This window comes from Bacillus carboniphilus (genome assembly GCF_039522365.1).
Taxonomy (GTDB): Bacteria; Bacillota; Bacilli; order Bacillales; family JC228; genus Bacillus_BF; species Bacillus_BF carboniphilus.
The window spans coordinates 40,134-53,374 of the sequence record NZ_BAAADJ010000006.1 but is presented as its reverse complement, the minus strand read 5'-3'; the positions used below and the strand labels follow the sequence as shown (position 1 = coordinate 53,374).

General features: G+C 44.4%; 17 protein-coding genes. 12 read left to right on the top strand and 5 right to left on the bottom strand.

Translation table 11 applies throughout. The features are described 5' to 3' along the window. Window positions 1-64 precede the first annotated feature (64 nt). On the bottom strand, window positions 65-343 hold the full coding sequence (locus ABDZ91_RS03815) for a hypothetical protein (protein WP_343796517.1): 279 nt from the start codon (window positions 341-343) through the stop codon (window positions 65-67). Window positions 344-632: 289 nt separating this feature from the next. Between ABDZ91_RS03815 and ABDZ91_RS03810 the strand changes: the two genes are divergently transcribed. The 11 genes from ABDZ91_RS03810 (at window position 633) to ABDZ91_RS03760 (ending at window position 8,615) form a co-directional block, all read left to right on the top strand. Next, window positions 633-1,463, top strand: a complete 831-nt coding sequence (locus ABDZ91_RS03810; protein ID WP_343796515.1) for a flagellar hook-basal body protein — start codon at window positions 633-635, stop codon at window positions 1,461-1,463. A 53-nt stretch (window positions 1,464-1,516) separates the two neighbouring features. Beyond that, window positions 1,517-2,344 carry a flagellar hook-basal body protein gene (locus ABDZ91_RS03805; RefSeq protein ID WP_343796513.1) on the top strand — a complete coding sequence of 276 codons (828 nt, stop codon included), beginning with the start codon at window positions 1,517-1,519 and terminating at the stop codon, window positions 2,342-2,344. Between the two features lie 56 nt (window positions 2,345-2,400). Beyond that, the gene (locus tag ABDZ91_RS03800) at window positions 2,401-2,694 is read left to right on the top strand and encodes a DNA-directed RNA polymerase subunit beta (protein ID WP_343796511.1); all 294 of its coding nucleotides are present in this window, start codon (window positions 2,401-2,403) and stop codon (window positions 2,692-2,694) included. Window positions 2,695-2,720: 26 nt separating this feature from the next. Beyond that, on the top strand, window positions 2,721-3,155 hold the full coding sequence (gene fabZ, locus ABDZ91_RS03795) for a 3-hydroxyacyl-ACP dehydratase FabZ (protein WP_343796509.1): 435 nt from the start codon (window positions 2,721-2,723) through the stop codon (window positions 3,153-3,155). A 514-nt stretch (window positions 3,156-3,669) separates the two neighbouring features. Beyond that, window positions 3,670-3,915 (top strand): hypothetical protein, encoded by a 246-nt coding sequence (locus ABDZ91_RS03790; RefSeq protein ID WP_343796507.1) that lies wholly within the window; start codon window positions 3,670-3,672, stop codon window positions 3,913-3,915. Window positions 3,916-3,947: 32 nt separating this feature from the next. After that, entirely contained in the window at window positions 3,948-4,850 is a 903-nt protein-coding gene (locus ABDZ91_RS03785) for an EamA family transporter (RefSeq protein WP_343796505.1), read from the top strand. Between the two features lie 74 nt (window positions 4,851-4,924). Next, window positions 4,925-5,512: a hypothetical protein gene (locus ABDZ91_RS03780; RefSeq protein ID WP_343796503.1), complete on the top strand. Its 588-nt coding sequence runs from the start codon at window positions 4,925-4,927 to the stop codon at window positions 5,510-5,512. 746 nt (window positions 5,513-6,258) lie between these two features. After that, complete coding sequence (locus tag ABDZ91_RS03775; protein WP_343796501.1) at window positions 6,259-6,597, top strand: hypothetical protein; 339 nt, start codon at window positions 6,259-6,261, stop codon at window positions 6,595-6,597. A gap of 184 nt (window positions 6,598-6,781) precedes the next feature. Beyond that, on the top strand, window positions 6,782-7,831 hold the full coding sequence (locus ABDZ91_RS03770; protein WP_343796499.1) for a M42 family metallopeptidase: 1,050 nt from the start codon (window positions 6,782-6,784) through the stop codon (window positions 7,829-7,831). A 191-nt stretch (window positions 7,832-8,022) separates the two neighbouring features. Next, entirely contained in the window at window positions 8,023-8,400 is a 378-nt protein-coding gene (locus ABDZ91_RS03765) for a hypothetical protein (protein ID WP_343796497.1), read from the top strand. 5 nt (window positions 8,401-8,405) lie between these two features. Further along, the gene (locus ABDZ91_RS03760) at window positions 8,406-8,615 is read left to right on the top strand and encodes a hypothetical protein (protein ID WP_343796496.1); all 210 of its coding nucleotides are present in this window, start codon (window positions 8,406-8,408) and stop codon (window positions 8,613-8,615) included. A gap of 395 nt (window positions 8,616-9,010) precedes the next feature. Here the strand turns inward: ABDZ91_RS03760 and hmpA are convergent, their stop codons facing one another. Next, window positions 9,011-10,249, bottom strand: coding sequence for an NO-inducible flavohemoprotein (gene hmpA / locus ABDZ91_RS03755; protein WP_343796495.1), 1,239 nt, complete (start codon window positions 10,247-10,249; stop codon window positions 9,011-9,013). Between the two features lie 320 nt (window positions 10,250-10,569). Between hmpA and ABDZ91_RS03750 the strand changes: the two genes are divergently transcribed. Further along, a complete protein-coding gene (locus tag ABDZ91_RS03750) occupies window positions 10,570-11,010 on the top strand; it encodes an RrF2 family transcriptional regulator (RefSeq protein WP_343796493.1) in 441 nt (146 codons plus the stop codon). Window positions 11,011-11,357: 347 nt separating this feature from the next. Here ABDZ91_RS03750 and ABDZ91_RS03745 read toward each other — a convergent pair whose 3' ends face one another. From ABDZ91_RS03745 to ABDZ91_RS03735, 3 genes are all read right to left on the bottom strand, one after another. Further along, the gene (locus ABDZ91_RS03745; protein ID WP_343796491.1) at window positions 11,358-11,795 is read right to left on the bottom strand and encodes a cell wall hydrolase; all 438 of its coding nucleotides are present in this window, start codon (window positions 11,793-11,795) and stop codon (window positions 11,358-11,360) included. Window positions 11,796-11,956: 161 nt separating this feature from the next. Next, window positions 11,957-12,277, bottom strand: a complete 321-nt coding sequence (locus ABDZ91_RS03740; protein ID WP_343796489.1) for a hypothetical protein — start codon at window positions 12,275-12,277, stop codon at window positions 11,957-11,959. 407 nt (window positions 12,278-12,684) lie between these two features. Continuing rightward, the gene (locus ABDZ91_RS03735; RefSeq protein ID WP_343796487.1) at window positions 12,685-13,191 is read right to left on the bottom strand and encodes a hypothetical protein; all 507 of its coding nucleotides are present in this window, start codon (window positions 13,189-13,191) and stop codon (window positions 12,685-12,687) included. Between the last annotated feature and the right edge of the window lie 50 nt (window positions 13,192-13,241).

Sequence of the window (13,241 nt, the reverse complement as noted above, 5' to 3'; positions counted from 1 at the left end):
GGGGACAGGAACCTTGTCCCATCTTTTTTTAGGTTATCGTAGTTACTTTAGGTAATTGCCAGTTTCAGAAAATAGCTTTTGAGGCGAGTTCTGAATTATGGTGAGTAAGTTCTGAAAAAAGTAACGCGAGTTCTGAATTAGGTTGGTTGAGTTCTGAAAAAGGTGACGCGTGTTCCGAATTAGGTTGGTTGAGTTCTGAAAAAGGTGACGCGAGTTCTGAATTAGGTTGGTTGAGTTCTGAAATAAGTGACGCGAGTTCTGAATAAGGGTGAGTGAGTTCCGAAAAAAGTAACGCGAGTTCTGAATTCCATTGACCAAGTTCTGAAAAACCCCAAGTGTCCAACCTCTCCCCCTAAAAACCGGCCCTTAATTAACAAAACCCCGGCTACCAAAACCCTCAAAATCCTCAAACCAAACTATAATCCACATTTTCATCACTGCGGGACAGAGGTGGGACAGAGGTTCCTGTCCCCTCTGTCCCACCGCCCCAAACCACCCCAATCCCGCAAAATTTGTCAAAATAGCCAGAAATTCTTATGTTTCTTGATGAAAAATGTACTATAATAGTAGGAAAGACTTTTGTACGGATGGAACTAGTTTACTAGTTTTAATGAGAAATTGAGGTGGACACGATGTTTAAAGGGTTTTATACAGCGGCTACAGGGATGATTGCACAGCAAAGACGCACGGATATGTTAACGAATAATATGGCGAATGTGAATACGCCTGGGTTTAAAGCGGATCAAGCGTCGTTACGTGCGTTCCCGGATATTTTGCTCAGCAAGATGCCAGGCAATTACGTTCCTACTGAAAAAGGCCTCCGGTTGCCAAATCAAGGGCCAGTTGGCGCGGTTAACACGGGTGTTTATGTACAGGAAATGACACCGAATTTTATCCAAGGTCCACTTAGAGATACGAGCATTCAAACTGATTTTGCTCTGACCAACCGCGTAATGCCTGAAGTTGATGGACAAGCAGGCTCTGTATTCTTTAACATCGAACACCCAAGTGGCGAAACTTACTACAGCCGAAACGGGAATTTTACCGTTGATCCCGAAGGCTTTTTAACAACAGGTCACGGATACTTTGTGCTTAATGACGAAGGCCAGCGAATCCAAGTGAACGATGCAAACTTCCAAGTAACGGAAGACGGATTCCTTCGACAAAATAGCGATATTACCAACCGTCTTGGAATCTCTTATGCTCAAGATCCAAACCTTTTAATGAGAGATGGAAATGGATTATTCCGAACAGAGGATGGAGCCCTGCCATTAGCGTATGGACAAGAGGGTGTTGAGTTTGGCATCCACCAAGGTTCACTCGAACAATCCAATGTGGATTCGGCCAAAACAATGACGGAGCTACTATCAGCTTATCGCTCATTCGAAGCGAATCAGAAAATCCTTCAAGCTTATGACCGGAGCATGGACAAAGCTGTAAATGAAATCGGACGAATCGGATAGGAATTTTTTCGAAAAAATCCGCTTATACATAAAAATGATTAGGGGGAAAGCCCATGAGTCGCTCCATGATCACAGCTGCGAACACAATGGCGCAGCTTCAACAAAAAATGGATACAATTAGCCATAACATGGCCAACGTTTCGACCAATGGTTATAAACGCCGTGAATCAACGTTTACCGAGTTACTAGCACAACAATTCAACAATCAACCTCACGGACAGTTTGAAGTGGGACGAAATACACCGAATGGAATCCGCCTTGGAGCAGGAGCGGGTGTGGTCCAATCCCAAATGGTTTCAAAACAAGGAAACATTGTGTCAACGGGTCGTGACTTAGACCTTGCTTTTACAACAGAGGGACAATATTTTTCAGTACTAGTTGCCGGACAAAATGAAGGCGAGATTCAATATACACGAGATGGTAACCTAAGCTGGACACCTCTCAACGAAACTCAAAGCATGCTCGTAACAAGTGAAGGGCATGCACTATTAGATGAAAACGAAGCACCCATTATTGTAAATGGAGTTCCGAATGAAGTGAGTGTCTCCCCAACTGGACAGGTTCGAGTAAACACCGATAACGGTGAGCAAGTGTGGAACCTTGGCGTTGTTCAAATCAACCGTCCTCAGCTCATGGAGCAACAAGGTGGAAACTTAATCGCTTTACCGGAGAACCTTGGTGCATTAGGTGTGGCAATTGAGGAAATCCTAACACCAATTCGTGAAGCGGTTGCCCTCCAACAAGGAACCCTGGAGCAATCAAACGTAGACATGGGTGTTGAGATGACGGAATTATTGCAGGTTCAACGTGCATATCAATTCCAGTCGCGCGCGATCTCCATTTCAGATCAAATGTTGGGTCTTGTGAACGGAATAAGATAGGTTAAAGTTTGGAAGGTTCGCCTTTTAAAACAACCTTGCTATAAAGGAGTTTTAGAATGGATATGGTAGAAAAAACACAGGAAACCACCACAAGGGAAGAACGGAAAACGAGAAGAAGGCTTGAGAGACAGGAAAAACAACAAGCGAAGCAGAGTAGTAAATCAGAAGGTAAAATTCGCATCCGTCTGATTCCGCTATGGCTTCGTATCATCATCGTGCTCCTTCTTATTGTTGGCTGTGTAGCAGTTGGCCTAATGGTCGGGTATGGAGTCGTTGGAGATGGGAATCCTAGTGATGCGCTAAAATGGTCTACATGGCAGCACATCATTGATCTCATTAAAAAGCCGTAATTCAGTTTCCTTGAGGAGGGCAAAGTATGTTAAAAATTGAAGAAATCAAAGAAATCATCCCCCACCGCTACCCGTTTCTACTCGTTGACCGCATCACAGAAGTAGAAGAGGGAAAAAGAGCGGTAGGCTATAAAAACGTATCAGCAAACGAAGACTTCTTCAACGGGCACTTTCCAGAGTACCCAGTTATGCCGGGCGTACTAATCGTGGAAGCACTAGCTCAAGTTGGAGCGGTGGCCATGCTGAAAAAAGAAGAAAACCGTGGTCGCCTCGCATTCTTCGCAGGCATCGACAACTGCCGCTTCAAGCGCCAAGTCGTACCAGGTGACCAACTCCGCCTAGAAGTAGAAATGGTCCGCTTCCGTGGCTCCATCGGAAAAGGAAAAGGAGTCGCAACCGTCGACGGCGAAGTCGCATGTGAAGTAGAAATCATGTTCGCGCTGGGAGACAAAAAGGACTAAGCGCCCCTGTGGGTGGCGCGCTGGGACAGAGGGGACAGGAACCTTGTCCCACTGGCTGGATTTTGTATACATAGAGGTTGGGAGAGTATCCGTGTGGCGGGTGCTCTTTTTGTTTTGGAGATTACCGGGGCTGGCGAGGTTAAATTTCCGATAGGCGCGCCAAAGTTTCCGATAGAGCCGTCGAAATTTCCGATAGGCGTGCCAAAGTTTCCGATAGGGCCACTGAAATTTCCGATAGGCAAGCCATAGTTTCCGATAGGGCCACCAAAATTTCCGATAGCCCGGCCAAAATTTCTAATAGGCAAGCCAAAGTTTCCGATAGAACCGCCCAAAATTCCCATAGCCCCCCTAATAATCCCGATTCCCATCCCAAATTACCCTCTCACCCCCAACAACCGGCCCTCCCAATTAACAAAACCCCCGGCTACCACCCACAAAAAAAAACACTCACACACCCAACCCAAAAACATGCTATAATAAAAAGGTAAAAACTAACAATAGCGAGGTGGCCAACATGGCGAAAAGCAAAGCGCGTAAGAAACGCGACCATATCCAGCGCACCACGGGTCGAGACATGACGCTCCTAAGAAGCGCACAAACTGATTTCAGTACACATGAACGCACAACCAAAACAAAAAAAGAAGCTCAAAAAAGACTTCAAAACAAACACAAAAAGCGATTCCTCCACGACAAATGGGATGAGGGAATCGCTTTTCATATTTTTCAGGGTTGCCATTCTCCAATACTAACGTATGTATAAGAAGTAGGGAATGACGTTTAGGGGGCGTCTTTATGGGTATAGCATTTGCCGTATTATCAGGCTTGAGTTTTGCAGCAGGAAATATAGTAGCCAAAAAAGCACTCGACCAATCCACACTTCGCTATTCAATCTGGATTACATCATTGGTCAACCTTCTGCTTTTCGCAGTCATCGACATCATCTACCGGCTCACAGCAACCGACCCAGCACCCATCACAACTACCGGAACTCTCATCTTCATCGCAGCAGGTTTCCTCACAACCTTTCTCGGCCGAAAAACTTTATATATCAGCTTTCAATCCATCGGACCGTCTCGGGGATCTGCCATCAAAAACAGTTCACCCATCTTCACACTACTCGTCGCATTCTTTTTCCTGCATGAATCCATGTCCACCAACGCGTTAATTGGTGTCATCATCGTCATCATCGGAATTCTCCTACAGGGTCTCGCCATGTTCCGCGAAACCGCGGGGACACCGAACAGCGGCTCTGCATTACACGGCTATTTTTTCGCCATCGCATCAGCCACTCTGTTCGGAGTTGGCCTCGCCGTTCGTTCACCAGGCATGGAGGAAATACCAGACCCTTATTTCGGAGCACTCATGAGCGCAATCGTAACACTCTTCTTCGCAACAGGGGAAGAAATCTACACAAACGGTCCAAAAGCCTTTCCATCTTTTATAAAAAATTGCTTCAAACTAGAAAACCGCTGGTACTATGTGGCGGGCGTCTGCACATCAATGGGTGTGGGCTCCTTTTTCATCGCCATTAGTATCATGCAAGTGTCCATCGTTGCAACCATCGCAGCCATCGAACCTCTACTAACCATCCTGCTTAGCGTCATCATCTTGAAAAAAACAGAAACAATCACTCGCTTTACGGTACTCTCAGCAGTAGTGGTCATTTTAGGGGTGGCATTTATTATGCTAGGGTAACCCACGAAAAATAGTAGGGCAGTACATCTCGCAACAATAAATAAAATAAAGTAACACTGTTTAGGGGGGATGAGATGAATCCTGAACCGAAGCTTAACCAAGCGGCGATTGGCAGCGTGGTAGGTGGCGCGCTTTTAACCGCGAACACACTCTGGCAAGGGTTTCTTGATCTGACAGACGGAGGCGACGCCATACTCCATGATGTTTCCAACCCAGCCTACTATGTGAACGTCTCCATGCTGATTGTGGCCATGTGGTGTATTTTCCTCGGGATGAGAGGTCTCAATTTTGTGGCAATGGGTGGTTTGTGGAAAACCGGTTTCTACATCAGCGTGATCGGCCAGCTGCTTTTTGGTCTGGGCAATGTCATGTTTCTTCTGATTGGACTTTTTAACATCACATCTTTAGTAGACACCATCAACCCATTAACCGGAATCAGCAACCTCATAATGTACCTAGGTGCACTTCCCATGGGCCTTGCGCTTTGCCGTACCACTATTGTCTCCAGAACTAGCTCCTACCTCTTTCTTCTAACTGTCCCAGCCGTCATTCTCTCCATGACCGTAGTCTACAATCACAACGCACTTCTAGGTGGCTTGCTCATTGGGGGCGTGTACGGAATTGCCTGGATCCTAGCGGGAATAGGTTTATCGAAACAATAAAGGGCCGTCATGGTCCTTTTTGTTTGCAGGAATTTTGAAGGGGAAGGAGAATAGTAACATGCAAAGGAGTTGATAACAATATTTATTAAAAAAAGAACATACCCTCTGCAAACCCTAGTCGAGGAAAAATTAAGGAAAAGATTGCACGAAAGGCACCGACTACAGCCAATCTTGGAAGAAGCCATTTCTAAAGGAAAAGCTGGTGTCCAAAGTTTCTGATAGAAGTTTGAAGTTTTCTGATAGCCTGGCCCAATTTTCCGATAGCACGACCAAAATTTCCGATAGCCAACCAATTCCGAGCACCAACCCCCAAAACCGGCCCTTCCATTAAACAAAAAAATCCAGCTACCAATGGCCAACCGGCACTAAATTCATAATTTAACCCTCAAGTTTTACCCAAAAATGAACCAACCCCGGCTACCACCACACATTAAACTTATTCTCCCCACATCCACCCCAAAAATCCTGGTAATTTCGCCCCCCACAGTTTTACAGTTCAGTAAAAACCCCATCACAACATTTACAAAATCTCCCCCAAAGGTACCAACTTGTCCAATTTATGTTTTACACCACTCCATACGGTGTAAACAGAGAAGGAGTCAGCGCTGACCTATGAGTCGAACATACAACCTTTTCACAAAAAAATATAAAATGCATGCAAGATTTCTTTCGGTTTGGGCAATATAACTTCGAGACCCAAGTGAGGTCGAAGTCCAAAATGAAATTCACGAAAGGGGCTTTTTACAATGAACAAAAAGCTTTTATCACTACTTAGTGGTTCACTTTTAGTCGGTATGCTCTTAACTGGATGTAACAATGACCAAGAACCACCTCCAGAAGATGATGTAATTGAGGACGATGGTGGCGTTATCGATGACAACGGAGATAACGGCATGAATGGTAATGGAAACATCGAAGAAGATGATGGTGTCATCGATGACAACGGGCAAAACGGTGACATGGGTAATGGTAACGGCAACGGCGACATGGGTGACCTTGGGGATGACAATGGTGAAGTAGGCGAAGAAGAAGGCCCACTGAACGACCTAGATCCTACTGACGACGACGATAACAACAATCAATAATGAATTTCTAAGGAAGAAGGACAGGCCAAATGGTGGACCTGTCCTTCTTCCTGTGGTTCGATAGTCCCGAATCCTGTCAAGAATGTTAAAAAAATTCCAACGAAGGTCTATTACATAATCCTTCCAGAAAGGTATAATAGTAATATGGGATTTCTATCTTTATTGGGAAAAAAGGAGATTTTACATGGCATATCCGAATACAGACGAAACAATTCAATTGTTGCAACAAATTGTGTCCATCCCAAGTCCTTCTGGGAACACAAATGAAGTGATAACATATGTGGAAAAATTTTTAACAGAGGTTGGAGTTGAAACATACCGAAACCGAAAAGGCGGTCTGATTGCGACCCTACCTGGAAAAGATACAGAGAATCACCGCATGCTAACAGCTCATGTGGATACTCTGGGAGCAATCGTGAAAGAAATTAAGCCGAGCGGGAGACTGCGTCTTGATCTAATTGGAGGATTCCGATATAACTCCATTGAAGGCGAGTATTGCCAAATCGAAACAAGCTCGGGGAAAAAATACACCGGAACCATCCTCATGCATCAAACTTCCATTCATGTTTATAAGGATGCGGGAACAGCTGAACGTAACCAAAAGAACATGGAAGTCCGGATTGATGAAGTGGTACATAATGCGGATGATGTACGAGCTCTTGGAATTGAAGTGGGTGACTTTGTATCCTTCGATCCACGCGTTCAAACAACCGAGAGCGGGTTCATTAAATCCCGTCACCTCGACGACAAGGCAAGCGTCTCCATCTTACTTCAGTTAATCAAACAACTTAAACAGGACAACACTGAACTTCCGTATACAACGCACTTTTTAATCTCTAATAACGAAGAAATCGGTTATGGTGGGAACTCCAATATCACACCAGAAACCGTTGAATACTTAGCTGTAGACATGGGAGCCATGGGTGATGGCCAGTCTACCGATGAATACACCGTCTCCATCTGTGTGAAAGATGCAAGTGGACCATACCACTATGAATTGCGCAAAAATTTAGTCAAAATCGCAGAGGAAAATGGAATTGGGTACAAGCTTGATATCTATCCGTACTATGGTTCAGATGCATCAGCTGCGATTCGCTCCGGTCACGACATCGTCCACGGCTTAATCGGGCCAGGAATTGACTCGTCTCATGCAATGGAGCGTACACATCGTGACTCTATTGAGAATACAACGAAACTGTTATATCACTACGTTCAATCAAAATTAGTCTTATAAGGAGAATCCCCATATTCTGGGGATTCTCTTTTCTCTTGGCTAATTTAGTGATAAATGCGTATAATAGGAAGGTACATCTTCACATGAGGCGGGTTTCGACATTTTTCTTGGAAAAATGCAAAAGATTATGATAATGTAAAATAATATGAACGGATTGATTTCTGAAAATTGTAGGAGGTCTTTTCTCAAACATGAAAAGTGAACTAACTCCAGGAGTGAAAATTAGTATAACAAAATCTATCACAACAGCCTTTGAACAATACATGGCAAACATCGAATGGAGCGAAAAGCTCTACAGCTTGCCTGACTTTGTAAAAGAATGGCGTACATATATCGAAAACAACGCTTCCTGGTATCAAAAACTTAGCCATGAGGTGAAATCGTCTCCTGAATTTCATCAAATGCTGGCAGATAAAATTAACGAAACACTAGAGAAGGTTCTATCCGAAGAGCCAACTCAAGAACAAATCGAAGAACTAGAGGCGCTCGAAAAAGAAGTCGGCCGAGAAATTGACTTCTCATGTAAAGCCGAGGCCAAATTCTGGATCGACACGCTAAAAAAAAAGTAGACTTAATGCGCCCAGCAACTGAAAAAGAATTTCGGTACGCAGCGCTCATCTACCATTCAGCCTTCGACGAAGAACTAGTCGATCACAACTACAACAAACAAGACATCGACAACATCATCGACCTAGCACAAAAAAAGCTCTACATCGACGAACTGCACGAACTCAACGAACTAGGTATCGACGGTGAAGACTGGGACCAAAAACCGCTGCACTAGGGACAGGGGGACAGGTTTCACTGTCCCACTCGACCCAAAACCGGCCTTTCATTTAATGGAGGTCGGTTTTTTTTCGTGGGACAGGGGTGGGACAAGGGGGACAGGTTTGCTGTCCCGGCCGAGAGGGGCTGAGTTCTGAATAAAGAGTGCTGAGTTCTGAAAACAGTCGCTTGAGTTCTGAAAAATGCCTCCTGAGTTCTGAAAAGATGATCCCGAGTTCTGAAAAAGTAACCATTAGTTCCGAATCAGTGAGCACGAGTTCTGAATTCAAACCCAAAAGTTCCGAAAAACCCCCAATTTCCACTGCACTCCCCACAACAACCGGCCCTTAATTAACAAAAATCCGGCTATAAAAAAAGACCAAGGCCCACAAGCCTCGGTCTTCACCCTAACCGTTACTTCGATTCAACCTCAACCTTCTGAATATCCATCGCCGGACCAAAAAACTCAAATCGAATCTTCTCATCTGCAACGCCCATATCCTTCAACGTCGCAAACACGTGCTTCATGAACCCTTCTGGACCACAGAAGTAATACTGGCTACCCTTCACATCAGGCACCACTTGCTCCAACCATTCCTTCGTCACAAAGCCTTCACGATGATAACGGCCAGCTTCACGATCCGCATCCGTTGGCGCACTGTAGCAAGCATAGTAATGCAACGCCGGATGCTCCAAATTCTTAGCTAAAATATTGTCCCTAAACGCATGCACATCACCATTACGCACCGCGTTAATCATCACAATCTCACGCTCCGGTTGCGTCTCCATCACATGATTCATCATACTCATCAATGGCGTCACACCAACCCCACCAGCAAGTAACACAATCGGCTCCGAAGAATCCATATCCACCACAAAATCACCAGCTGGCGCACTAACCAACACTTCATCGCCCTCCGCAACCTTGTCATGTAGATAATTCGTCACGACACCATCCGGAACCTCACCGCCAACTTCACGCTTCACACTAATGCGGTAATAATCCTTACCAGGCGCGTCACTCAAGCTGTACTGACGAATATGCGTATACTCTTCGCCCTCAATCTCAAGCTTCACACTAATATATTGACCCGGCACAAAAGTAGAAATCGGACCACCATCAGTCGCCTTTAAATAGAAGGAAGTAATCTCATCACTTTCCACAACCTTTTTCGCAACTGAAAACTTGCGGAAGTCATCCCAGCCACCATCAGCCGCCTTCGCTTCTTCATACATTTCCTTCTCAACACCGATAAACGCATCCGCAATCACACCGTAAGCCTCAGCCCACGCCCCAATAATCTCATCCGTCGCTGCATCGCCTAAAACATCCTTAATCGCAGCTAGCAAATTCTCTCCAACAATCGGATAGTGCTCAGGCTTGATTCCTAAGCTACGGTGCTTGTGAGCAATCTGCTTCACAACCGGAATAATCTCTTCCAAACGATCAATATGAACAGCAGCAGCATAAACGGTATTCGCCAATGACTGTTGCTGTCTACCTTTTCTTTGATTCGCGTGGTTAAAAATATTCAATAGTTCAGGATGTGCGGTGAACATCATTTCATAGAATCGTTTCGTAATCGTAGTTCCGTGAACCTCCAAAACAGGAGCAGTAGATTTGATAATATCGATAGTTTTTTGGTTTAACATATAGGTCACCTCAGAGTTTGTTTTTTAAGATGTATCATAAATATATCTTTGCACGGCTGTGTGATAAAAGATATATCAAAAATACCTCTTTAACAAATCTGACAAAACTTCTTGACGAAATTGTGAAAAAGGTCACAAATAGGTATGAACGGAAAAAGTAAGACCCAAAGTCCCAGTGAATAAAAAAAGCCCCTCACAAAAATCGTGAAGGACAATCTCCATTAAAAATTATCTCCAATCGGTGCAACTCCATACTAATTTTCTTCCCACTGTGTTAATCTAATTTAAGGAAAATGAACGGAACAAGGAGGCGAATTCCCATGAAGCTTACACAGTTTTCAGATTACTCATTACGTGTACTGATGTATCTAGCAACGACACCGAAAAACGAACTAAGTAGCATCCAGCAAATTGCGGACACGTATGATATCTCCAAAAACCACTTAATGAAGGTAACGCATGCCCTCGGAAAATGGGGATTCGTCGAAACCATTCGAGGACGTAACGGTGGACTGCGCTTGGCAAGGGAGCCAAAAGACATCAACATCGGAAACGTCGTCCGTCATACCGAAGAAGACTTCCACGTCGTAGAATGCTTCCAAGACGGCCAATTCACCTGTGTCCTCCAAGACGTATGCAGACTAAAAGGAGTCCTCAACAAAGCACTCCAAGCATTCTTCGCAGTCCTAGACGAATACACACTCGAAGACCTAACCAAAAACCGAGAAAGCCTGCAGGACCTGCTCCAAACGGGACAGTAGGGACAGGTTTGCTGTCCCACTGGTGTTGGGACAGAGGGGACAGGTTTACCTGTCCCACAAACAACCAGCCGGCTTTTCAATAAACATAAATAAAACAGTGGGGACTCCCACTGTTTTTAACTTTCTATCAAACTTTCCTCTTCAGGTTCTCCACATCCGCATTTCCTCTGATTATCCATAAAGCTACAACCACTTAACAACAGGACCACCAAAAAGACCAATCCAATTTTCTTCACCCATATACCCCCATGAATTCTCCCTAATAATCTCATTCTACCACACTGGGACACTAAACCTGTCCCCTTGTCCCATCAAAAAAAGCTTACTCAAAGCGAGTAAGCTCGGCCTTACAAATATACACTAGGGCATGTTCCAGGTTTCGGTTCATAAAAACAATGATCCTTAAATTGACCAGCAAAAGGTTGGCCGTACCATGTTGGTGGGCATGGAGCGTATGGATTAAAGTACCAAAGAGAATATTTGGCTGGATGTTGTCTCCAATAATCCAAATTCTTTTTGGCCAATCTCTTCTCAACCTCTCTCGCTCTTTGATAAAACACATTCCCTTTTTGAACAGCTTCAAAGGAATAATTTCCACCTTGTACATGAAAAATTACATCGTTAATAGTTCTTACATCTTTAAAGTCTAAACAATCGACTATAGCTCGATTCACAATGATATTTCCAACATACAGCATTCCTTGCTGACCTTCACCCTCGGCTTCCGCCCTCATCATCCTCGCCATCAACGCAACGTCCGAATCACGATATTTAACTCTCGGCATTTTTTTCACCCCACCTTTATAGTATGAAAAACCACTTACAATGATGACACCGGACACGGGGGTTTTGCTGGGACAGAAGGGGGGTTTGCTGTCCCACTCAACCAATAACCGGCTTTTAGTTAATGATGGGACAGCAGGGACAGGAACCCTGTCCCACTGCTTCACTCCTTAATAAAAACCTCATACTCATCATCACTAATCTTCGCAAGCAACACAGACTCATCTTCAACCGCCTGATAAATCTCAGTCTCTACCTCTAAAGTATCAGATCTAAAGTTGCCAACTATAATGTCGTCACTCGGATCTACCCTTTCCTTCACTTTTCCAACCAATTCACCCGGTGTATACTCGCCACTACCTTCAGTATAGTTATCCCCATTCACTCTCAATACACCGACACAAGCACAATCTTCCGAAACTTTAAATGGTCCACAGCCACTTAACAAAACAACCACTACGCCGATTAACCAAAGATACCTCATCCAATCCCCCTCAGTGATTTCCTGTTACTTCCATTCTATTGCCTTACCCACGGATTCACAACTAGGGACATAGGGGACAGGTTTCACTGTCCCACCAACAACCGGATTTTATTTAATAAAAAGCCGGCTGTTTTTGTGCTGTGGTTAAAGAAATTTCCGATAGACCCGAAATAATGTCCGATAGGCTGTCTATTGTTTCCGATAGAGGCACGAATACTTCCGATAGAAGACTCATAGTTTCCGATAAAGGCAAAAAGTTTCCGATAGAACTCTATTCTTTTCCGATAGAAGCCCCGAAGTTTCCGATAGCCCCCGATATCTCCTTCTACCACACCCAAAACCGGCACTTAAATTAATAAAAAACCCCCCCCAAAACTCAGATAAGTCCAATTTATGGTAAAATTCACTTAAGTAGAAACAAGGGTTAAATGGGTGGTATTGTGATTATAGTAGTCCTTGTTGGTATAGCCGTTGCCGTAGCTGGCAGTCTCTACAAAAAAGGCTATTTCATCGACGACACTGACAACCATAACTCCAGCGCTCGTGACTCTAGCGGAGATTTCTTTGGAGACAACGGAGGAGACGGTGGTGGAGGGGGAGAATGACGTAACAGATCCCCTGTTCCGCCATTTGGGTGCGTGTTCGATGTGATATAAAAACTCCGAGCGTGTAAGTTCCGAAAAACCATCCTCAAGTTCTGAAAAAGCTCGCCTAACTTCTGAAAAAGATAAGACAAGTTCTGAAAAAAGCCTCGTGAGTTCTGAAAAAACAGCACGAACTTCTGAAAAACATCCCACAAGTTCCGAAAACAAGAGGCTAACTTCCGAAAAAATGACAGTAACCCCACAGCCGGCACTTAAATTAACAAAAAGCCGGTTACTTGGTTCTATAGGGAAATCGAGTTCCGTGCCCAAACACTTGACCCACCTTACAGTAAAAAAACAAAGACCCATCACCCAAGTGA

What these genes read in the sequence shown, in the direction of transcription:
- ABDZ91_RS03785 (WP_343796505.1), top strand. Translation starts at nt 3,948, where the DNA reads ATGGGTATAGCATTTGCCGTATTATCAGGCTTGAGTTTTGCAGCAGGA.
- ABDZ91_RS03750 (WP_343796493.1), top strand. Translation starts at nt 10,570, where the DNA reads ATGAAGCTTACACAGTTTTCAGATTACTCATTACGTGTACTGATGTAT.
- ABDZ91_RS03810 (WP_343796515.1), top strand. Translation starts at nt 633, where the DNA reads ATGTTTAAAGGGTTTTATACAGCGGCTACAGGGATGATTGCACAGCAA.
- ABDZ91_RS03765 (WP_343796497.1), top strand. Translation starts at nt 8,023, where the DNA reads ATGAAAAGTGAACTAACTCCAGGAGTGAAAATTAGTATAACAAAATCT.
- ABDZ91_RS03760 (WP_343796496.1), top strand. Translation starts at nt 8,406, where the DNA reads ATGCGCCCAGCAACTGAAAAAGAATTTCGGTACGCAGCGCTCATCTAC.
- ABDZ91_RS03770 (WP_343796499.1), top strand. Translation starts at nt 6,782, where the DNA reads ATGGCATATCCGAATACAGACGAAACAATTCAATTGTTGCAACAAATT.
- ABDZ91_RS03745 (WP_343796491.1), bottom strand. Translation starts at nt 11,795, where the DNA reads ATGCCGAGAGTTAAATATCGTGATTCGGACGTTGCGTTGATGGCGAGG.
- ABDZ91_RS03790 (WP_343796507.1), top strand. Translation starts at nt 3,670, where the DNA reads ATGGCGAAAAGCAAAGCGCGTAAGAAACGCGACCATATCCAGCGCACC.
- fabZ (WP_343796509.1), top strand. Translation starts at nt 2,721, where the DNA reads ATGTTAAAAATTGAAGAAATCAAAGAAATCATCCCCCACCGCTACCCG.
- ABDZ91_RS03775 (WP_343796501.1), top strand. Translation starts at nt 6,259, where the DNA reads ATGAACAAAAAGCTTTTATCACTACTTAGTGGTTCACTTTTAGTCGGT.
- hmpA (WP_343796495.1), bottom strand. Translation starts at nt 10,249, where the DNA reads ATGTTAAACCAAAAAACTATCGATATTATCAAATCTACTGCTCCTGTT.
- ABDZ91_RS03780 (WP_343796503.1), top strand. Translation starts at nt 4,925, where the DNA reads ATGAATCCTGAACCGAAGCTTAACCAAGCGGCGATTGGCAGCGTGGTA.
- ABDZ91_RS03805 (WP_343796513.1), top strand. Translation starts at nt 1,517, where the DNA reads ATGAGTCGCTCCATGATCACAGCTGCGAACACAATGGCGCAGCTTCAA.
- ABDZ91_RS03800 (WP_343796511.1), top strand. Translation starts at nt 2,401, where the DNA reads ATGGATATGGTAGAAAAAACACAGGAAACCACCACAAGGGAAGAACGG.
- ABDZ91_RS03740 (WP_343796489.1), bottom strand. Translation starts at nt 12,277, where the DNA reads ATGAGGTATCTTTGGTTAATCGGCGTAGTGGTTGTTTTGTTAAGTGGC.